Below are 19,602 nucleotides of genomic sequence, written 5' to 3' on the forward strand. Positions count from 1 at the left end.
TATGCGTCCTTCGTCCTCAAGGAGAGAGGGCGAAGAAGTTGCTCGGCTCAACAACAAGGTCACGCCGCCTTCTGCGTGCCGTTCGGGCGGATGCCCAGAATGTGGCTGATGGCGAAGACGAGATCGGCGCGGTTCATGGTGTAGAAGTGGAAATGCTCGACGCCGTGCTTGGCGAGTTTCTGCACCTGCCCGGCGGCGACGGTCGCGGCAACGAGACGACGGGTGTCGGCATCGTCGTCGAGCCCCTCGAACTTCTCGGCCAGCCAGTCCGGCACGGTGGCGCCGGCGCGCGTGGCGAAGTTCTTCGCCAGCTTGAAATTCTGCACCGGCAGAATACCGGGCACGATCGGAATGGCGATCCCCGCCGCGCGGACGCGGTCGAGGTAGCGGAAGTAGAGATCGTTGTCGAAGAAGAACTGGGTGATGGCGCGCGTCGCACCGGCATCGACCTTGGCCTTCAAGGCGTCGATGTCGGCATCGAGGCTCGCACTCTCGGGATGCTTCTCCGGATAGGCCGACACCGTGACTTCCATCTCAGGGTGACGGCTGCGGATCGCGGACACAAGATCGGCGGAGCTTTGGTAACCCTGCGGGTGCGCCTGATAGCTCGTGCCGATGCCGCCCGACGGATCGCCGCGCAGCGCCACGATATGACGCACGCCGATCTCGTGATAGCGGTCCACCACCTCGTCGACATCGGCGCGGGTGGCATCGACGCACGTGAGATGCGCGGCCGGGACGAGACGGGTCTCATCAAGAATGCGCTTGATGGTCGAATGAGTGCGTTCGCGGGTCGAGCCGCCGGCGCCATAGGTCACCGAGACGAAGTCCGGCGCGAGCGGCGCGAGGCGATTGATGACGCCCCACAGATTCTGCTCCATCTCCTCGGTCTTCGGCGGGAAGAACTCGAAGGAGATCGACGGCCGGTGAGCCTGCGAAGGGGCAGGGGAGTTGGTGTCGCTCATGACGCCTCTAAATTCGGAAAAACACGATTCTGCCGCATTAGTCGAAGCCTGTCGTGCGCCCTCAAAATAGGCCAAAGCCGTCCGGTCCAACAGCCCAACAGGGGCGTTATTGCCGTGGGAAATTGCCCATAACAATATTCAAGATATCCAAAAAATGAGAATATACGCAGAGGGTGGGCAAGGTATGGTTTGGCCGGATTGAGGGATGATGCTGAATAAATATAGTATCTATGGGATATGGCGCCAGCCGCGCACCCTTCGGCAGGCTCGATCGTCTGCCCACCCAAAACAGGCCTGTCCTACCCGAGCGCGTTCACGGCCGATTTTGCCCATTGGCGGCTTGAGCAAAACGCCGCAGCCATTACCTGAAGGGCCATGTTGCCCCTCTCCGTCCTCGATCTTTCCGTCGTCACCACCGGCACCAAACCCGCGCAAGCGCTGCGTAACAGCATCGATTTAGCGCAGGACGCGGACCGGCTTGGCTACACGCGCTATTGGCTCGCCGAGCATCACGGGCTCGCTTCGGTCGCAAGCCCGGCGCCCGACATCATGATTGGGCAGATCGCAGCGGCAACCTCACGCATTCACGTCGGCTCCGGCGGCGTGATGCTGCCCAACCATGCGCCGCTGGTTGTGGCTGAACGCTTCAAGATGTTGGAGGCGCTGTTTCCCGGCCGCATCGATCTTGGCCTTGGCCGCGCGCCCGGCACCGACGGCGTCACCGCTTATGCGCTGCGTAATCGGCTCGAAGCGCGCCCGGGCGACGATTTTCTGGAGCGACTGCAGGAGCTGATGCTGTGGGAGACGCGGGACTTCCCACCGGACCATCCCTTCAACAAAGTAGTCGCGATGCCCGACGATACGCCGTTGCCGCCGCTCTGGCTGCTCGGCTCCAGCGATTACAGCGCGCAACTGGCCGCACAGGTCGGTATGGGCTTTGCGTTTGCCCACCACTTTGCATCGTTCGATGCGGTGGCGGCGCTGACGCATTATCGCGCACACTTTCATCCCTCGCGCTGGCGGCCCGCCCCGCACGCCATTCTTGCAGTCGCTGCCGTCGTTGCACCGACCGATGACGAGGCGGAGGAATTGGTGCTGTCGATGGACCTCAATCGCCTGCAGCGCGAGCGCGGGAATTATCTGCCGATCCCGAGTGTCGCGGAGGCGAAGGCCTATCCGTATTCGGACGCCGACCGCGCGATCATCGCGCGCAATCGCTCGAAATTATTCATCGGCAGCCCGGCGACGATCGTGCCTCGGCTGATGCCGCTGATCGAGGCAAGCAAGGCGGATGAACTGATGGTGACGAGCGCGATCTACGATCACGCCGCGCGCAAGCGATCCTATGCGCTGCTGGCCGAGGCGCTCGGGATTAAGCAGAAGGCGACGTGAATAGAGCGGATAAACGTGCCCCGGACGCGGTGCGACATGGAATGTCGCTCCGCTGATCCGGGGCCGTTCCGGACTTCGAATGTGCGATGGTCCCGGTTCTGCGAAGCAGCGTTACACGCTGCATCGCGCCCGGGACAAGCCCGGCCATGACGCATCGTCTGTAAGGCGTAGCTTCAACTCTCGCTCGTGCTGTTCATCGCGACGCGAAACGGATGCGCCGGGTAGACACCGACGATGCGCAATTCCGCCGAGAAGAATTTCAGCTCTTCCAGCGCGTAGGCGAGCGCCTGGTCGTCCGGGTGGCCGTCGACATCTGCAAAGAACTGCGTCGCGGAGAAGCTGCCGTTCACCATGTAGCTTTCGAGCTTCGTCATGTTGACGCCGTTGGTGGCGAAGCCGCCGAGCGCCTTGTAGAGCGCGGCCGGCAGGTTGCGCACGCGGAAGACGAACGACGTCACCGTGGGGCCGGCACCGTGCGTTGCCCATTTTGGCTCGCGTGCCAGCACGACGAAACGCGTGGTGTTGTGGTTTTCGTCCTCCACGTCCTCGGCGAGAATGTCGAGGTTGTAGATGCCGGCCGCGATCTTCGGCGCAAGTGCCGCGCGGGTGATGTCGTTGGTCTCACTGATCGTCCGCGCCGAGCCTGCGGTGTCCGGACTCACGATCGAACGCAGCCCGAGCTTGCGGATGATGTTGCGGCACTGGCCAAGCGCGTGAATGTGGCTTTCGACCGTCTTGATGCTCTGCAGCGTCGCGCCGCGCGGCGCCATCAACTGGTGATGGATCGGCAGGAACCATTCCGCGATGATGAACAGGTTTGATTTCGGCAGCAGATGATGGATATCGGCGACGCGCCCCGCGACCGAATTCTCGATCGGGATCATGCCGAGATCGGCCTCGCCCGAGGAGATCGCCGCAAGTGCATCCTCGAAGGTTGCGCAGGGCAGCGCCTTGGCGCCGGGGTAAGCCTCGTCGATGGCGATATGGGAGTTCGCGCCGGGCTCGCCCTGGAAGGCGATGGTGAGCGGTTTTGTCGTCATGCTTGTCGTCATGCCTGTTTTGCCAGTATCCGGCGTGCGGCTTCGAGATCGTCGGGGGTGTCGACGCCAAGCGGCACCGAATCGACGATCCGCACGTCGATCCTCATGCCTGCCTCCAATGCGCGCAGTTGTTCAAGTTTCTCGCGCCGCTCGAGCGAGGAGGGCGGCAGTGCGACGAAACGTGCCAGCGCCGTGCGGCGGTAGGCATAAAGTCCGATGTGGTGATAGCGCGGCCCTTCGCCGAATGGCGCGGTGCAGCGGGTGAAATAAAGCGCGCGCAGCGTATCCTGCGACAGCGGCGAGCCCACGACTTTCACCACGTTCGGGTTGTCGTGCTCGGCGGCGACGCGGATTTGCGCGGCAAGGGTCGCGATATCGACAGTGGGCTCCGCGAAGGGCTGCAGCACCGCGCGGATATCGGCGGGCGCGATCGTCGGCAGGTCACCCTGGACGTTGATGACGGTCTTGATCCGGCCCTCGCCGTCGAGCTTTTCCAGTGCCTCGAAGATCCGGTCGGAGCCGGAGGGGTGATCGGCGCTGGTCATCACCGCCTCGCCACCCTCGGCGGCGACCGCTGCGGCGATTTCGGCCGAGTCGGTTGCGACCGCGACGCGGCCGAGCCGGGCTTCCCGCGCCCTCCGCAGAACCTGCGCGATCATCGGCAGGCCGGCAATGTCCAGAAGCGGCTTTCCCGGCAGCCGCGACGCCGCCATGCGGGCGGGAATCAGGACCAGGGTGTCGTGTTCGGTCATGGACGAGGCGCCGGGCTGCGGGGCGGGAAATGCACGCAAATGCGGGATATTTGCGAGAGCGGGACACTTATACGGGTTGCCAGAAGCCGGGCAAACCGTTATTCCCTCGGCGCAGCCCCCTCGGGGGGTGCTTTGCTGACCCTGCACTGATGTTTTGGTCTGTTTTTCCGCCGAAAACGCAAGGCATCAGGTCAATTTTCCGGCCCGGAGCCTGATCTGAAATGGACTCTTTCGAACTCAACAAGATCATGGGTGCGATTCTCGGCACTTGCCTTGTTCTGCTGGTCACGAACTTTGCCGCACAGGCGATCTTCGCACCGCAGAAGCCGGAAAAGCCGGGCTTTGAAATTGCCGTGAAGGAAGATGCAAGCGGTGGCGCCGAGGCGACCAAGGCGGCTGAGGTGCCGATCGAGCAGCTGCTCGCGAACGCGTCGGTCGAGAAGGGCCAGGCGGCTTCCAAGAAGTGCGCAGCCTGCCACACCTTCGACAAGGGCGGCCCGAACAAGGTCGGCCCGAACCTCTTTGGCGTCATCGATGAGCCGAAGGGCGAGGGCCGCGGCTTCAACTTCTCCGCTGCCATGAAGGCGAAGGGCGGAAGCTGGACCATCGAGGACCTCAACCAGTTCATCAAGAGCCCGAAGGGTTTCGTCCCGGGCACCGCGATGGGTTTTGCCGGCATCAGCAAGGACAGCGAGCGCGCCGACCTGATTGCCTATATGAAGACCCTGAAGTAAGGCCGCACCCGCGCGCCCGGTTTTCGGGATGCGCTTTCCGATCTGAACGATTTTTAAGAATCCGCGCGACAACCTCGCGCGGATTTTGCGTTTGAACGGACTGGAATCACATCCAAAAACCGACATAATGACCACGGACGGTGAAGCGGTCGCGCTCTGCGGCAGTGCGTTATTTCACAACCACAGGATTTTGACGGTTGCCGATTTCCCGACGCCAACTTCTTCGCAGCGGCGCCTACGCCGCATCACTTCCTCTCCTGAATTCCGTTCGCCCGGCTTTTGCCGCGCCGGCGCCTGCTGATGCATGGACGCATGGCCTGTCACTGTTCGGTGAGGTGAAGTATCCGTCCAACTTTTCACACTTCGACTACGTCAATCCGTCTGCGCCGAAGGGCGGCGTCGTGCGGCTGACGTCGATCGGCACCTACGACAATTTCAACATTGTCGTCGCCGGCGTGAAAGGTGCGATCGGCTCCATCAACCAGATCTACGAGGCGCTGACGGTCTCCGCGCTTGACGAGGTGTCGACGCAATACGGTCTGCTCGCCGAGGCGATCAGCTACCCGGCCGATTTCTCGTCGGTGACGTATCGCCTGCGTCATGAAGCCAAGTGGCACGATGGCAAGCCGGTGACGCCGGAGGACGTGATCTTCTCGCTTAACGCGTTCAAGAAGTATCACCCGTTCTATTCCGCTTATTACCGTCACGTCACGACGGTCGAGAAGGTCGGCGAGCGCGATGTAAAGTTCACGTTCGATGCGCCCGGCAACCGCGAGCTGCCGCAGATCGTCGGCCAGTTGGTGGTACTGCCCAAGCATTACTGGGAAGGCACGGATGCTTCGGGCAAGGTGCGTGACATCGGCGCCACGACGCTCGAGCCGCCGCTTGCGAGTGGCCCCTACAAGATCAAGAGCTTTGTGCCGGGGCGCTCGATCGTTCTCGAACGCGTCAAGGATTATTGGGGGCGCGAGATTGCCGTCAATGTCGGCCGCGATAATTTCGACGAACTGCGCTACGAATATTTCCGTGACACGACCGTCGCGCTCGAAGCCTTCAAGGGCGACCAGATCGATTGGCGCAGCGAGAACAGCGCCAAGAACTGGGCGACGGCTTACGATTTTCCTGCCGTGAAAGAAAAGCGCGTGGTGCTTGAGGAATTTGCCAACCGCACCATGGGCATCATGCAGGCGTTTGTCTTCAACATCCGCCGCGACAAGTTCAAGGACCCGCGCGTGCGCCGCGCGATGAACTACGCGTTCGATTTCGAGGAGATGAACCGGCAGATTTTCTTCGGCCAGTACACCCGGATCGCGAGTTATTTCGAGGGCACCGAGCTTGCTTCCAGCGGGTTGCCGTCAGAGCGTGAACTCAAGATTCTCGAAACCGTCCGCGACCAAGTGCCGCCTGAGGTATTCACCGCGGCCTACACCAACCCGGTTGGCGGTTCGTCCGAGAACGTACGCAGCAATTTGCGCGAAGGCCTCAGGCTTCTCAAATCGGCGGGTTACGAGATCAAGGAGCGCAAGCTCGTCGATTCCCGAACCGGTGCCCCGTTCGAGCTCGAGCTTCTCGCCTACGATCCGAACTTCGAGCGCGTGCTTCTGTTCTTCAAGCCCTCGCTGGAGCGCATGGGCATGACGGTCACCGTCCGCACCGTGGACGCGACCCAATACGAGAACCGACTGCGCAGTTGGGATTTCGATGTGGTCGTGAATTCCTGGCCGGAATCGCTGTCGCCGGGCAACGAGCAGCGTGAGTTCTGGGGCTCGCAAGCGGCCGATATGCCGGGCTCGCGCAACCTCATTGGCATCAAGGATGCTGCGATCGACAAGCTGATCGAGCGCGTGATTTTCGCCACCGATCGCGAGGATCTTGTCGCTGCTACCAAGGCGCTCGACCGCGTGCTGCTGTGGCATAACTTCGTGGTGCCGCAGTGGACCTATGGCAAGACGCGTACCGCGCGCTGGGATCGTTTCGGTCGCCCTGCCGAGATGCCGAAATACGGCATGTCCGCATTCCCCGATATCTGGTGGTTCGATGCGGAGAAGGCCGGCAAGACCGGGCGACGCTCTTGAGGCGGGTTTCGCGCCGTCATGTGTTGGTGCTTGGCGGCGCTGCCGCAGCCGCTCTTGCCGTCAGGCCGGCATCGGCCACCGAGGGTGAATTCGCGCACGGCATGTCGGCCTTCGGCGACCTGAAATATCCGAAAGACTTCACGCAATTCGATTACGTCAACGCCGATGCGCCGAAGGGCGGGTTGTTTTCGACGGTGCCTTCGAGCCGCTCCTACAACCAGTCGTTTCAGACCTTCAACTCGCTCAACGCTTTCATCCTCAAGGGTGACGGCGCGATCGGCATGGAGCAGACCTTCACCACGCTGATGACACGCTCCGGCGACGAGCCCGATGCGATGTATGGCCTTGCCGCGAGTGGCGTGCAGATTTCCGCGGACGGGCTGACGTATCGCTTCCGGATGCGGCGCGAGGCGCGCTTTCATGACGGCACGCGGATCGCCGCGAAGGACGTGGCCTTCTCACTCAACACCTTGAAAGAGAAGGGCCACCCGATCATCCGCCAGCAGATGCGCGATGTGATCAAGGCCGAGGCGGTGGATGACGATACGCTGACGGTGACGTTCGCGCCGAACCGTGCGCGCGACGTGCCGCTCTATGTGGCCTCGTTGCCGATCTTCTCGCAGGCTTATTACACCAAGCATAATTTCGAGGAATCGACGCTCGACGCGCCGCTCGGCTCGGGGCCTTACAAGGTCGGCAAGTTCGAGGTCGGTCGCTATATCGAATACGATCGCGTCAAGGACTGGTGGGGATACGGCCTTCCGGTGGCGAAGGGTGCGTTCAACTTCGATACCGTCCGCTACGAATTCTATCGTGACCGCGACGTCGCCTTCGAGGGCTTCACCGGCCGTAATTATCTCTACCGCGAGGAATTCACCTCCCGCGTCTGGGCGACGCGTTACGATTTTCCGGCCGTAAAGGATGGCCGGGTGAAGCGCGAAACCTTGCCTGACGAAACGCCATCGGGTGCACAGGGCTGGTTTCTCAACATGCGGCGTGAGCAGTTCAAGGACCCGCGCGTGCGTGAGGCGCTCGGCTGCGCCTTCGATTTCGAGTGGACCAACAAGACCATCATGTACGGCGCCTATGCGCGCACGGTGTCACCATTTCAGAATTCCGATCTGATGGCGTCCGGTGCGCCGAGCCTGGATGAACTCAAGCTGCTCGAGCCGTTCCGCGGGCAGGTACCTGACGAGGTGTTCGGCGCGCCGTTCGTGCCGCCGGTCACTGACGGCTCCGGGCAGGATCGCGCGCTGCTACGCAAGGCGTCGCAGCTTCTGCAGCAGGCGGGTTGGACGATCAAGGACGGCAAGCGCGTCTCGTCATCGGGGCGGCGCTTCACGCTGGAATTCCTGCTTGATGAGCCCTCGTTCCAGCCGCATCACGCGCCTTACATCAAGAACCTCGGTGTGCTTGGTATCGACGCGAGCCTGCGCGTCGTCGATCCGGTGCAGTATCGCGCACGCCGTGACGATTTCGATTTCGATGTGACGATCGAGCGTTTCTCCATGGCCTCGACGCCGGGCGAGGCGCTGCGCACTTTTTTCTCCTCGCAGGCGGCGGCCATCAAGGGTTCGAACAATCTGTCCGGCATCGCGAGTCCTGCACTCGATGCGCTGATCGAGAAGATCATTGCCGCGAACAGTCGTGACGAATTGCGCGTTGCCTGCCATGCGTTTGATCGCGTCTTTCGTGCCGGCCGCTACTGGGTGCCGCAATGGTATCGCAACAATCACCCCATCGCGTATTGGGATGTATTCGGACATCCACCGAAGCTGCCGCGCTATGCCGGTGTCGGCGTGCCGGACCTGTGGTGGCATGACGCCGCCAAGGCGGCGAAGCCCGAGCAGACGAGATAGCCGATGGCCGCCTATATCGCCCGCCGCATTCTCCTGATGGTGCCGACGCTGCTCGGCATCCTGTTCGTGTCATTCGTCGTGGTGCAGTTCGCGCCGGGCGGTCCGGTGGAGCGGGTGATCGCGCAGCTTTCCGGCGCCGATACGGGCGCGACCTCGCGCATTTCCGGCGGCGGTGCCGGTGACCTCGGTGCGCGTGGTGCGCCGGGTGCCACAATGGATGCGGTGAACTCCAAATATCGTGGTGCCCAGGGCCTCGATCCGGAATTTATCAAGAGCCTGGAAAAGCAATTCGGGTTCGACAAGCCCGCGCCGGAACGCTTCGTGCGAATGGTGTGGGATTTCTCTCGCTTCGATTTCGGCAAGAGCTATTTCCGCGACATCAGCGTGTTGCAGCTCATCAAGGAGAAGCTGCCGGTCTCGATGTCGCTCGGCATCTGGATGACGCTTCTGACCTACCTGATTTCGATCCCGCTCGGAATTCGCAAGGCGGTGGCGGACGGCTCGCGCTTCGATATCTGGACTTCCGGCGTCATCATCATCGGCTTCGCGATCCCGGGCTTCATGTTCGCGATTCTGCTTATCATCCTGTTTGCGGGCGGCTCGTTCTACGACATTTTCCCGCTGCGAGGCCTCACCTCTGATGGCTGGGCGCAGTTTCCCTGGTACTGGAAGATCATCGATTATTTCTGGCACCTGACGCTGCCGCTTCTGGCGATGGCGCTTGGCTCGTTTGCCACCATGACGTTGCTGACGAAGAACTCGTTCCTCGACGAAATCCGCAAGCAGTATGTGATGACCGCGCGCGCCAAGGGCTGCGGCGAGAATCGTGTGCTTTATGGCCATATCTTCCGCAACGCGATGCTGATCGTGATCGCGGGTTTTCCCGGCGCATTCGTTCATGCGTTCTTCTCGGGATCGCTCCTGATCGAGACGATCTTTTCGCTCGATGGCCTCGGCCTGCTTGGCTTTGAAAGCGTCCTGAACCGAGATTATCCGGTGGTGTTCGGCACCCTGTTCATCTTCTCGCTGGTCGGTCTTGTCGTGAATCTTCTCTCCGATCTCGCCTACATGTGGGTCGACCCACGGATCGATTTCGAGGCGCGACAGGCATGAGCGTCACGCCGCCGATCGAGACGCAAAGCATCTCGCCGCTCGGCGAAGCGGTGCCGGCGTCGCAGCGCAGCCTGCGGCTGTCGCCGCTCAATCGCCGTCGTTGGCAGAATTTCAAGGCGAACCGTCGCGGCTACTGGTCGTTCTGGATTTTCTCGATCCTGTTCATCGTCTCGCTGTTTGCGGAACTGATCGCCAACGATCGGCCGTTTCTTATTCAATATGATGGCGGCCTTTATTTCCCGGCATTCGTCGCCTATCCGGAAACGGCTTTCGGCGGAGACTTCGAAACCGCAGCGGATTATCGCGATCCGTATTTGCAAAAGCTGATCGCGGAGAAGGGCGGACTCATCGTTTGGCCGCTGATCCGCTATTCGTATGATACGCATAATCTCGACTTACCGACGCCCGCGCCCTCGAAGCCGACCTGGATGCTGACCGAGAAGGAATGCGCCTCGGTTGTCGAACGCAAGGGACTGAAAGGCTGCAGCGATCTTGAATACAACTGGCTCGGCACCGACGATCAGGGGCGCGACGTGGTGGCGCGACTGATCTACGGTTTCCGCATCTCGGTGCTGTTCGGTCTTGCGCTGACGATCGTGTCGTCGATCATCGGCATCGCGGCGGGCGGCATTCAGGGATATTTCGGCGGCTGGATCGATCTCACCTTCCAGCGGCTGATCGAGGTGTGGACTGCGATCCCGTCGCTTTATCTTCTTCTCATTCTCTCGTCCGTTCTGGTGCCCGGCTTCTTCGTGCTGCTCGGCATCCTGCTGTTGTTCTCATGGGTGTCGCTGGTCGGGCTGGTGCGCGCGGAATTCCTGCGCGGGCGAAACTTCGAGTACATCCAGGCGGCGCGCGCGCTCGGCGTGTCCGATCGCGTGATCATGTTCCGTCACCTGTTGCCGAACGCGATGGTTGCGACCATGACCTTCCTGCCGTTCATCGTCTCGTCGTCGGTGATGACGCTGACGGCGCTGGACTTCCTGGGGTTCGGCCTGCCGCCCGGCTCACCGTCGCTCGGTGAATTGCTGGCGCAAGCCAAAGCCAACATTCAGGCGCCGTGGCTCGGCTTCTCGGGCTTCTTCTCGCTTGCGATCATGCTGTCGCTGCTGATCTTCATCGGTGAGGCGGTGCGCGACGCCTTCGATCCACGCAAGACGTTCGAGTGAGGGCGATGGACACGACTTCGCAACCCTTGCTTGATGTTCAGGATCTGTCGGTTGCATTCCGGCAGGGCGGCCGAACGTCGGTCGCCGTCGATAAGGTATCGTTCTCGATCGGCCGCGGTGAATGCGTTGCGCTGGTCGGTGAATCCGGCTCGGGAAAATCCGTCAGCGCGCTGTCGGTGCTGAAGCTGCTCCCTTACCCAAGCGCGTTTCACCCCTCGGGCAGCATTCGCTTCAAAGGGCGGGATCTGCTGCCGCTCGATGAGAACGAGATGCGCGGCGTGCGCGGCAACGACATCTCTATCATCTTTCAGGAGCCGATGACCTCGCTCAATCCGCTCCATACGATCGAGGATCAGATCGGAGAGGCGCTGGTCCTGCATGGTGGCGTGCGCGGCAAGGCAGCGCGCGCGCGAACGCTGGAGTTGCTCACGCAGGTTGGCATTCCCGATCCGGAGACGCGGCTCGGCGCCTATCCGCATCAGCTCTCCGGCGGGCAGCGCCAGCGCGTGATGATCGCGATGGCGCTCGCCAACGAACCCGATTTGCTGATCGCGGACGAGCCGACCACGGCGCTGGACGTAACGGTTCAGGCGCAAATTCTCAAGCTTCTCGCCGAAATTCGCGCGCGGCTCGGCATGAGCATGCTGTTCATCACGCATGATCTCGGCATTGTACGACGCATTGCTGATCGCGTCTGTGTCATGAACAACGGCAAGATCGTCGAGCAGGGACCGGTGGAGCAGGTGTTCACCGCACCTCGGCATGATTACACCAAGGCGTTGCTTGCCGCCGAACCGAAACCTGACCCTGCGCCGCCGCGCCCTGAAGCGCCGGTGGTGATGCAGACCGACGATCTCAAGGTCTGGTTTCCGATCAAGCGCGGGCTGCTGCGTCAGACGGTCGGCCACATCAAAGCGGTCGACGGTGTGTCGCTTGCGGTGCGGAAAGGCGAGACGCTTGGCGTCGTCGGTGAATCCGGCTCGGGTAAGACCACGCTCGGCCTCGCGCTATTGCGCTTGATTGCATCTGAGGGGCCGATCGTGTTTCTCGGCAAACCCATTCAGGGGTTACGTTTCAAGGAGATGCGGCCGTTCCGGCGCGACATGCAGATTGTCTTTCAGGACCCTTACGGCGCGCTCAGCCCGCGCATGTCGGTGAGCGACATCATCGCGGAAGGTTTGAGCGTGCATCAGCCCTCGTTGCCGGAGGCGGAGTGTGAAGCGCGGGTGGTCAAGGCGCTCTCAGACGTCGGGCTCGATCCGGAAGTCCGCTTCCGCTATCCGCACGAATTCTCCGGCGGCCAGCGCCAGCGCATCAGCGTCGCGCGCGCCATCGTGCTGGAGCCGGATTTCGTCGTGCTTGATGAGCCGACGAGTGCGCTCGACATGCTTTTTCAGGCGCAGATGGTCGATCTGCTACGCGATCTGCAGCGCAAGCGCGATCTCACCTACATGTTCATCTCGCACGATCTGCGCGTGGTGGCTTCTCTCGCGAGCCACCTGATCGTGATGCGGCAGGGCAAAGTCGTCGAGGAAGGCGAGGCGGCGTCGTTGTTCAAGAATCCGAAGACCGATTATACCCGCGCGCTGTTTGCTGCGGCGTTCAACATCGAGACGGATGCGGCGATTGCACCGGAAGGGTGATCGAAGCTGATACTTTACCCCTGGAGATGCTTTACCCTGGAATGTCATTGCCGGGCTTGACCCGGCAACCCATCTTTTCAGAAAGATGGATGCGCAGATCAAGTCCGCGCCTGCTGCTCCGTGAGATAAAATGATAGACGTGGGTGGCCGGGACAAGCCCGGCCATGACGGCGAGAGGTCTATTGGTCTATTGCGGTGCCAGCCGCCTCACGCTCGTTACGTCACTGCCCGCGGCCTTGATCCGCGCAATGGCTTCCGCAAGCGGCTCATGCACAGTTGCCATCGCGTAGGCATTGGCGTGGACGATGGTGGCCGGATCGCTGACGATCGCGACGTGGCCCTTCCAGAACATGAGATCGCCGCGCTGCAATTGTGTCCACTGCGCAGGTGGCACGACCTCACCGAGCGCCTTTTCCTGCATATCGCTGTCACGCGGAGCACGAATGCCCGCAGCGGCAAGCGAAACCTGCACGAGGCCCGAGCAGTCGATGCCCATATTGCTCTTCCCGCCCCAGAGATAAGGAGTGCCGATGAAGCGCTCTGCTACAGAAACAAAATCGCTTTCATGTTTGCCGAGCGACACGAGATGCTGCGCGGGAATGTAATGGCCCTGCGGCGTGACGGCGAAAATGCCGTTCTCTTTGACGGCTTCTACGCGTGCGCCAAGCGGCAGGCTCTCGACCGGCGGCAGCTTGATGGACGGGCCCGGGAAGGCGAGGGTGCGCAGCGCCGCAACGCGATGTGTCGGCGTGGTGCGCGGGCGCACGAGGGCGGCCTCCGGCAACCAGCCGACATAGCCGTCGTCGTTGAGCTGACCCCATGCCCAGCCCTCACCATCGCGATCATAGATTGTGACGCGCTCGCCTTTCAGCGCTTGCGTCAGTTGCGTCGCGTCATGAGAAGGTTCGCATTGCACCGGTGCGATGGCGTCGAACACCTCGTGTTCCTCTCCGTCAACGAAGCGTGCGGCCTCGACCCGGCCGCGCAGATGAGAGGCGGCGAGGTCCGGCCGCGCCGGCATGAATCGCGGATCGAATGCCGTCTCAGCCATAGCGTTCGCTCAGCAGCTTGTAGAATGCGCGCGCACCCTGGCATTCGCCGCCTTCGGGGCGGCCGGGCTTCGCCTTCGGCGTCCAGCCGTAGATGTCGGCATGCAGCCAGCGCGTCTCGGCGGTGACGAAGCGTTGCATGAACAGCGCGCAGGTGATCGAACCCGCGAAGCCGCCGGACGGTGCATTGTTGAGGTCAGCCACCTTTGAGTCGAGCCATGCATCGTAAGGTTGCCACAGCGGCAGCCGCCACAGCGGATCGTTTTCCGCCTGCGCATGGCGGGTGACGTCGGCGGCAAGCGCCTCGTCGTTGGTGTAGAACGGCGGCAGATCGGGGCCGAGCGCCACGCGTGCCGCACCGGTCAGCGTGCCGAGATCGATCAAGAGATCGGGCTTTTCCTCGCAGGCGAGCGTGAGCGCGTCGGCGAGCACGAGGCGGCCCTCCGCATCGGTGTTACCGATCTCGACGGTGAGGCCCTTGCGCGAGGGGAAGATGTCGAGCGGGCGGAAGGCGTTGCCGGAGACGGCATTCTCGACCGCCGGGATCAGCACCCGCAACCGCACCTTCAGCTTCGCGTCCATCACCATGCGGGCGAGTGCCAGCACGTTGGCCGCGCCGCCCATGTCCTTCTTCATAATGAGCATGGCGCTCGATGGCTTCAGGTCGAGGCCGCCGGTATCGAAGCAGACACCCTTGCCGACCAGTGTCACTTTGGGATGTGAAGCCTCGCCCCATGTGAAGTCGATCAGTCGCGGCGCGCGCGGCGAGGCCATGCCCACGGCGTGGATCAGCGGAAATTCCCGCGCGAGTTCGTCGCCGATAACGCAGCGATAGGCCGCTCCGAATTCATCCGCTAGCATCTTTGCGGCGGCGGCGAGCTCGTCCGGGCCCATATCGTTCGGCGGCGTGTTGATGAGGTCGCGCGCCAGCATCGCTGCCTCGGCCATGCGCGTGAGGTCGGTAGCGTCAGTGCCCTCCGGCGGCACCAGACTGGCCGCATAAGGCTCCGCCTTCTTGTAGCGGCCAAAGCGATAGCTGCCGAGCGCGAAGCCGAGCGCGGCGAGCCGCGCATCATGCGGCGCGTTGCCGAAATGATAGACGCCTGCGGGCAGCTTCGCCGGCAACTGCCCGGCGTGGAATGGGTTAGCCTTGGCCGGATCGTCCTCGAGCCCGAACAGGACGGAAGCGAGCTGGCCACTTTCGCCCGGCAGCGCGAGGCATTCGCCGGGTTTTGCGGTGAAGCCGCTTGCGATGGCGAACGCGCGCGCAAGAGCGGGGAGGCTGGCAGCGACAGCATCCCAGGTGTTTTTGGTGGCGAACAGGATCGGTGTGGAGGCGGCGGACGGGGCGGAAAAGAAATTCGGCATCGATGAACTCGAAGGGCATGGGAGGGCAGCGCAACGCGCCGGTTCGGTGTAGCACGCCGCCCGCAAAATTAACCACTCATTAGGGTTAACAATTTACTGCTGGAGACGGCTTCTGCCGTCCCGAACTTAATCCCGAGCGAACGCGCCATGCGTCCATCCTCCCGTGTTGCCCGGCTTCTTGGCTCCGTCGGTTTTCTGACGGTCGCGGCTGTGGCTCTGGCCGGCTGTCAGACCGCGGGTCGCGACATCACCGGCTCGCTTGGCAGCAAGGCGAGCGTTGCCGCGCCCGCCAATGATCCGCAACGCGCGGCCGAGGTCTATGGCGAGAAATATCGCGCCAACCCGAAGGATCTCGACAGCGCGTTGCGCTACGGCCAGGCGCTGCGTGCCAACGGCCAGCGTGAGCAGGCCGTGGCGGTGCTCGAACAGGCGAACCTTGCGCATCCCGGCAATCGTGAGGTGCTCGGCGCCTATGGCCGTGCGCTCGCCGAGAACGGCAATTTCAAGCTCGCCTTCGATGTACTGTCGCGCGCGCATACGCCGGCCAATCCGGATTGGCGCATTCTCTCGACCCAGGGCGCGGTGCTCGACCAAATGGGCAAGCCCGACGAGGCGCGGCGCTATTATGCGAATGCGCTGAAAATCCGGCCGGACGAGCCGTCTGTGCTGTCGAACCTCGGCATGTCCTATGTGCTGACCAAGGAACTGCCCCGAGCGGAGGCGACGTTGCGTCGCGCGCAACAACTCGCACCCAACGATTCGCGTATCCGGCAGAACCTCGGTCTTGCGCTCGGGCTGCAGGGCCGCTTCACGGAAGCTGAGGCGATCGTGCAGGCGGACCTGCCGCCTGACGAGGCCGCCGCCAATGTCGCCTATCTCAAGGATATGCTGAGCAGCGGGCAGGGCGGCAAAGTCGCGCCACAGGGGCGTCAGGCTCCGGCGCGTTCCTGAGATATCGCTGCCGGATAAACAGCGGCGCGCCGCTTACTTCATGTAAGCCGCGACCTTGATCCAGGTCGGCCCGAGGATCACCACGAACAGCACCGGCAGGAAGAACACGATCATCGGCACGGTGAGCTTCGGCGGCAGGCTCGCAGCCTTTTTCTCCGCTTCGTTCATGCGCATGTCGCGATTTTCCTGTGCCATGACGCGCAGCGTCTGCCCCAGCGGCGTGCCGTAGCGCTCCGACTGCATCAGGGCCATACAAACCGACTTCACGCCTTCGAGTCCCGTGCGCTTCTGCAGGTTCTCGTAGGCCATCTTGCGGTCCTGCAGATAAGAGAGCTCGGCGGTCGTCAGCGTCAGTTCTTCCGCGAGTGGGACAGACTGCGAGCCGATCTCCACGCTGACCTTGCGGAAGGCTGCTTCAATCGACATGCCAGATTCGACGCAGATCAAGAGGAGATCGAGCGCGTCGGGAAATGCACGCTTGATCGACAGTTGCCGCTTGCTGATGGCGTTCTTGAGGAACAGCATCGGGGCCTGCATGCCGAGCCAGGCGGCCAGAATACAGATGCCAATCTTGATCGTCATCGTCTGCTCGAGATTGAGAATCACGAAGATATAGAGCGCAGTGGCGATCAGGAATACGACCGGCGCGACGAGGCGGAAGAACAGGAACGTGACGTAAGGCGCATGACCGCGATAGCCTGCCATGATCAGCTTTTCCTTGGCCTCCTCCTGAGCGAGCCACTTGCCAAGGTTGAATCTTTCGACGACCCGCTGCACGACCTGCTTGGGGCTTTGCCGCAGCGTCACCTTTTCATTGCGGTTCATGCGTTCGCGTTCGCGCTGGCGCATCCGCTCGCGCTCGCTTGCAACCGCTTTCATGCGCCGTGCGAGGCCATCGCCTGCGAACATCGGCGAGATCAGCGCATAGGCCGTGGCGCTGGCGGCGATGGCGGCAAACGTCATCGTCAGAAACTGAGTGTCGTGAAGCTTGTCGATCAACAGGTCGAGCATTGGTAGTCCTCAGAAATCGAAGTTGATCATCTTCTTCATGATCATGACGCCCGCGAACATCCATGCGCCGCTGACCGCGAGCATCACGCGGCCCGCGGGCTCCGTCCACAACAGCGAGATATAGTCCGGCGACATGAAGTAGACGATCATCATGACAGCCGGCGGCAGCGAGCCGATGATGCCGGCGGAGGCTTTCGCTTCCATCGACATCGCCTGAATCTTTGCCTTCATTTTCTTGCGGTCGCGCAGCACCTTTGAGAGGTTGCCGAGCGCCTCCGACAGATTGCCGCCGGATTTCATCTGGATGCCGACCACGATGCCGAAGAAGTTCGCTTCCGGCAGCGGCATCCGTTCGTAAAGGCGCATGCAGGCCTCGCCGAGCGGCATGCCGATGCTCTGGGTCTCGATGATCGCGCGAAACTCCGAGCGCAGCGGTTCGGGCGAGTCGTTGACGACGACCTTCAGCGAATCGAACAAGGGAAGGCCGGCCTTGACGCCGCGCACGATGACGTCGACGGCATCGGGCAGTGCATCGAGAAACTTCTTCTCGCGCCGCTTCTTGAGAAAATTCAGAACCCAGCGCGGCAAGCCGAACCCGGCTGCGCCAGCGAAGGCGATGGTCGCAAGGAAGTTCGCGTCCACTATGTAGAACAGGAGAAAGGTCGCGATCCCAAGCACGGCCGAGCCGATCATGAACTGCCGCTTGGTCCAGTTCACGCCCGCCTGCTCAAGGCGGATATTGAGCGGCACCTTCTTCGCCTGCTTGGCGCGGTTCTCGACGTCCTTGAGCGTATCCTCGACCTGCTCGCGGCGCGAACGCTGCGGATTGCGCTCGACGCGACGCGCGATGTTCTCCGGACGGGCAAGGGACGCGCGTCGCTTTTCAGCCTGCCGTTCGCCCGACAGCGCAGGGTAGAGGAACACCCAGGCGAGGCCGCCAAGCGTGACCGCGCTCATGAATGCGATCGCGAGGGTTTGAAGGTTCATCGATCACCCCTCACCGGTTCGGGTCGGGCGCGTCGGCGGCGTCGAGAGCGCTTGCGAGCCGCTTCTCCTCGCCGTAGTAGCGCGCGCGATCCCAGAAACGCGGGCGTCCGATACCGGTCGAGCGATGGCGGCCGAGAATGTTGCCGTTGATGTCTTCGCCGAGGATGTCGTAGACGAAAATATCCTGGGTGATGATCGTGTCGCCTTCCATGCCCATCACCTCGGTGATGTGGGTGATGCGGCGGGAGCCGTCACGCAGGCGCGCGGCCTGAACGATAACATCGATCGAGGCGCACATCATCTCGCGGATGGTTCGCGAAGGCAGCGCATAGCCACCCATGGTGATCATGGATTCGCAGCGCGACAGAGCCTCACGCGGATTATTCGCGTGCAGCGTACCCATCGAGCCGTCATGGCCGGTGTTCATCGCCTGCAGGAGGTCGAACGCCTCCGGTCCGCGGACTTCGCCGACGATGATGCGCTCGGGACGCATACGCAGGCAGTTCTTGACGAGATCGCGCATCGTCACCTGTCCTTCGCCTTCGATGTTTGGCGGACGGGTTTCGAGGCGGACGACATGCGGCTGCTGGAGCTGCAGTTCGGCCGCGTCCTCGCAGGTGATGATACGCTCGTCCTCATCAATATAGTTGGTGAGGCAGTTGAGCAGCGTGGTTTTACCGGAGCCAGTACCGCCGGAGATCAGCACATTGGCGCGGCAGCGGCCGATGATCTGCAGGATCTGCGCGCCTTCCGGCGAGATCGCGCCGAACTGTACGAGCTGATCGAGGGTGAGCTTGTCCCTCTTGAATTTGCGGATGGTGAGCGCAGGGCCATCGATTGCAAGCGGTGGCACGATGGCGTTGACGCGGGAGCCGTCGGCAAGACGGGCATCGCAGATTGGCGAGGATTCGTCGACGCGACGGCCGACCTGGCTCACGATGCGCTGGCAAATATTGAGAAGCTGCTGGTTGTCGCGGAAGCGGATGCCGGTCTTCTGAATCTTACCCGCAACTTCGATGAACACGGTGTCGGAGCCGTTCACCATGATATCGGCGATGTCGTCGCGCGCGAGCAGCGGCTCCAGCGGGCCGTAACCCAGAACGTCGTTGCAGATGTCGTCGAGCAGTTCTTCCTGCTCGGCAATCGACATCACGATGTTCTTGATCGCGATGATCTCGTTGACGATATCGCGGATTTCCTCGCGCGCCGATTCGACATCGAGCTTGGCGAGCTGGGCGAGGTCGATCGCTTCGATCAGGGCACCGAAGATCGTCGCCTTGACCTGATAATAGTTGTCCGAGCGGCGGGAATCGTTGACCGGAGGTGCGGGCGCGCGTGCGGGAGCGAGCGGCGGCGCGGCAGCCTTGGGCACCTCGACGGCAGGCGCGCGCGCCGGTGCAGGCGGTGGTGCCTCCGCCGGTGTGGTGACGGCGCCTCCAGGGTGGAAGCCCGTCTCTCCTCCGCTACGCTTGCCAAACACGATCTTGCCTCGAG

Annotated in this window: 16 protein-coding genes; 8 read left to right on the forward strand and 8 right to left on the reverse strand. The window is 62.3% G+C overall.

The window, feature by feature from the left end; genetic code table 11:
* Window positions 1-59 precede the first annotated feature (59 nt).
* Window positions 60-965, reverse strand: a complete 906-nt coding sequence (gene metF / locus OCA5_RS03490) for a methylenetetrahydrofolate reductase [NAD(P)H] (protein ID WP_012564566.1) — start codon at window positions 963-965, stop codon at window positions 60-62.
* Between the two features lie 375 nt (window positions 966-1,340).
* Here metF and OCA5_RS03495 point away from each other — a divergent pair, with 375 nt between their 5' ends.
* Window positions 1,341-2,357 (forward strand): LLM class flavin-dependent oxidoreductase, encoded by a 1,017-nt coding sequence (locus OCA5_RS03495; protein WP_012564565.1) that lies wholly within the window; start codon window positions 1,341-1,343, stop codon window positions 2,355-2,357.
* Window positions 2,358-2,530: 173 nt separating this feature from the next.
* Here OCA5_RS03495 and OCA5_RS03500 read toward each other — a convergent pair whose 3' ends face one another.
* Window positions 2,531-3,397 carry a prephenate dehydratase gene (locus OCA5_RS03500; protein WP_013912844.1) on the reverse strand — a complete coding sequence of 289 codons (867 nt, stop codon included), beginning with the start codon at window positions 3,395-3,397 and terminating at the stop codon, window positions 2,531-2,533.
* An 8-nt stretch (window positions 3,398-3,405) separates the two neighbouring features.
* The gene (locus OCA5_RS03505; RefSeq protein ID WP_012564563.1) at window positions 3,406-4,149 is read right to left on the reverse strand and encodes a 3-deoxy-manno-octulosonate cytidylyltransferase; all 744 of its coding nucleotides are present in this window, start codon (window positions 4,147-4,149) and stop codon (window positions 3,406-3,408) included.
* 221 nt (window positions 4,150-4,370) lie between these two features.
* Between OCA5_RS03505 and OCA5_RS03510 the strand changes: the two genes are divergently transcribed.
* From OCA5_RS03510 to OCA5_RS03535, 6 genes are all read left to right on the forward strand, one after another.
* The gene (locus OCA5_RS03510) at window positions 4,371-4,883 is read left to right on the forward strand and encodes a c-type cytochrome (RefSeq protein WP_012564562.1); all 513 of its coding nucleotides are present in this window, start codon (window positions 4,371-4,373) and stop codon (window positions 4,881-4,883) included.
* Between the two features lie 197 nt (window positions 4,884-5,080).
* Window positions 5,081-6,958, forward strand: coding sequence for an extracellular solute-binding protein (locus OCA5_RS03515; protein WP_012564560.1), 1,878 nt, complete (start codon window positions 5,081-5,083; stop codon window positions 6,956-6,958).
* A complete protein-coding gene (locus OCA5_RS03520; RefSeq protein WP_013912845.1) occupies window positions 6,955-8,817 on the forward strand; it encodes an extracellular solute-binding protein in 1,863 nt (620 codons plus the stop codon). The genes OCA5_RS03515 and OCA5_RS03520 overlap by 4 nt, the downstream gene beginning before the upstream one ends.
* Before the next feature lie 3 nt (window positions 8,818-8,820).
* Window positions 8,821-9,930: a microcin C ABC transporter permease YejB gene (locus tag OCA5_RS03525; protein WP_012564558.1), complete on the forward strand. Its 1,110-nt coding sequence runs from the start codon at window positions 8,821-8,823 to the stop codon at window positions 9,928-9,930.
* On the forward strand, window positions 9,927-11,099 hold the full coding sequence (locus tag OCA5_RS03530; protein WP_012564557.1) for an ABC transporter permease: 1,173 nt from the start codon (window positions 9,927-9,929) through the stop codon (window positions 11,097-11,099). Before OCA5_RS03525 ends, OCA5_RS03530 begins: the two co-directional genes overlap by 4 nt.
* Before the next feature lie 5 nt (window positions 11,100-11,104).
* Entirely contained in the window at window positions 11,105-12,742 is a 1,638-nt protein-coding gene (locus OCA5_RS03535; RefSeq protein WP_012564556.1) for an ABC transporter ATP-binding protein, read from the forward strand.
* A gap of 187 nt (window positions 12,743-12,929) precedes the next feature.
* Here the strand turns inward: OCA5_RS03535 and OCA5_RS03540 are convergent, their stop codons facing one another.
* Together OCA5_RS03540 and OCA5_RS03545 are read right to left on the reverse strand one after the other, a co-directional pair.
* Window positions 12,930-13,793 carry a C40 family peptidase gene (locus OCA5_RS03540; protein WP_012564555.1) on the reverse strand — a complete coding sequence of 288 codons (864 nt, stop codon included), beginning with the start codon at window positions 13,791-13,793 and terminating at the stop codon, window positions 12,930-12,932.
* Complete coding sequence (locus OCA5_RS03545) at window positions 13,786-15,159, reverse strand: leucyl aminopeptidase family protein (protein ID WP_012564554.1); 1,374 nt, start codon at window positions 15,157-15,159, stop codon at window positions 13,786-13,788. Before OCA5_RS03545 ends, OCA5_RS03540 begins: the two co-directional genes overlap by 8 nt.
* Before the next feature lie 147 nt (window positions 15,160-15,306).
* On the opposite strand from OCA5_RS03545, the gene OCA5_RS03550 reads away from it, so the two are divergent.
* Complete coding sequence (locus tag OCA5_RS03550; protein ID WP_012564553.1) at window positions 15,307-16,110, forward strand: tetratricopeptide repeat protein; 804 nt, start codon at window positions 15,307-15,309, stop codon at window positions 16,108-16,110.
* A gap of 33 nt (window positions 16,111-16,143) precedes the next feature.
* On the opposite strand, the gene OCA5_RS03555 is transcribed toward OCA5_RS03550, so the two are convergent.
* Genes OCA5_RS03555 through OCA5_RS03565 form a run of 3 tightly spaced genes read right to left on the reverse strand, consistent with a single transcriptional unit; the run spans window position 16,144 to window position 19,588 of the window.
* On the reverse strand, window positions 16,144-17,121 hold the full coding sequence (locus tag OCA5_RS03555) for a type II secretion system F family protein (RefSeq protein ID WP_012564552.1): 978 nt from the start codon (window positions 17,119-17,121) through the stop codon (window positions 16,144-16,146).
* 9 nt (window positions 17,122-17,130) lie between these two features.
* A complete protein-coding gene (locus OCA5_RS03560) occupies window positions 17,131-18,108 on the reverse strand; it encodes a type II secretion system F family protein (protein ID WP_012564551.1) in 978 nt (325 codons plus the stop codon).
* Between the two features lie 10 nt (window positions 18,109-18,118).
* Window positions 18,119-19,588, reverse strand: a complete 1,470-nt coding sequence (locus OCA5_RS03565; protein ID WP_012564550.1) for a TadA family conjugal transfer-associated ATPase — start codon at window positions 19,586-19,588, stop codon at window positions 18,119-18,121.
* Window positions 19,589-19,602: the final 14 nt, after the last annotated feature.

It is taken from the genome of Afipia carboxidovorans OM5 (assembly GCF_000218565.1).
Classification (GTDB): domain Bacteria; phylum Pseudomonadota; class Alphaproteobacteria; order Rhizobiales; family Xanthobacteraceae; genus Afipia; species Afipia carboxidovorans.

What these genes read in the sequence shown, in the direction of transcription:
- OCA5_RS03510 (WP_012564562.1), top strand. Translation starts at nt 4,371, where the DNA reads ATGGACTCTTTCGAACTCAACAAGATCATGGGTGCGATTCTCGGCACT.
- OCA5_RS03495 (WP_012564565.1), top strand. Translation starts at nt 1,341, where the DNA reads ATGTTGCCCCTCTCCGTCCTCGATCTTTCCGTCGTCACCACCGGCACC.
- OCA5_RS03505 (WP_012564563.1), bottom strand. Translation starts at nt 4,149, where the DNA reads ATGACCGAACACGACACCCTGGTCCTGATTCCCGCCCGCATGGCGGCG.
- OCA5_RS03560 (WP_012564551.1), bottom strand. Translation starts at nt 18,108, where the DNA reads ATGAACCTTCAAACCCTCGCGATCGCATTCATGAGCGCGGTCACGCTT.
- OCA5_RS03545 (WP_012564554.1), bottom strand. Translation starts at nt 15,159, where the DNA reads ATGCCGAATTTCTTTTCCGCCCCGTCCGCCGCCTCCACACCGATCCTG.
- OCA5_RS03555 (WP_012564552.1), bottom strand. Translation starts at nt 17,121, where the DNA reads ATGCTCGACCTGTTGATCGACAAGCTTCACGACACTCAGTTTCTGACG.
- OCA5_RS03540 (WP_012564555.1), bottom strand. Translation starts at nt 13,793, where the DNA reads ATGGCTGAGACGGCATTCGATCCGCGATTCATGCCGGCGCGGCCGGAC.
- OCA5_RS03550 (WP_012564553.1), top strand. Translation starts at nt 15,307, where the DNA reads ATGCGTCCATCCTCCCGTGTTGCCCGGCTTCTTGGCTCCGTCGGTTTT.
- OCA5_RS03535 (WP_012564556.1), top strand. Translation starts at nt 11,105, where the DNA reads ATGGACACGACTTCGCAACCCTTGCTTGATGTTCAGGATCTGTCGGTT.
- OCA5_RS03525 (WP_012564558.1), top strand. Translation starts at nt 8,821, where the DNA reads ATGGCCGCCTATATCGCCCGCCGCATTCTCCTGATGGTGCCGACGCTG.
- OCA5_RS03500 (WP_013912844.1), bottom strand. Translation starts at nt 3,397, where the DNA reads ATGACGACAAAACCGCTCACCATCGCCTTCCAGGGCGAGCCCGGCGCG.
- metF (WP_012564566.1), bottom strand. Translation starts at nt 965, where the DNA reads ATGAGCGACACCAACTCCCCTGCCCCTTCGCAGGCTCACCGGCCGTCG.
- OCA5_RS03530 (WP_012564557.1), top strand. Translation starts at nt 9,927, where the DNA reads ATGAGCGTCACGCCGCCGATCGAGACGCAAAGCATCTCGCCGCTCGGC.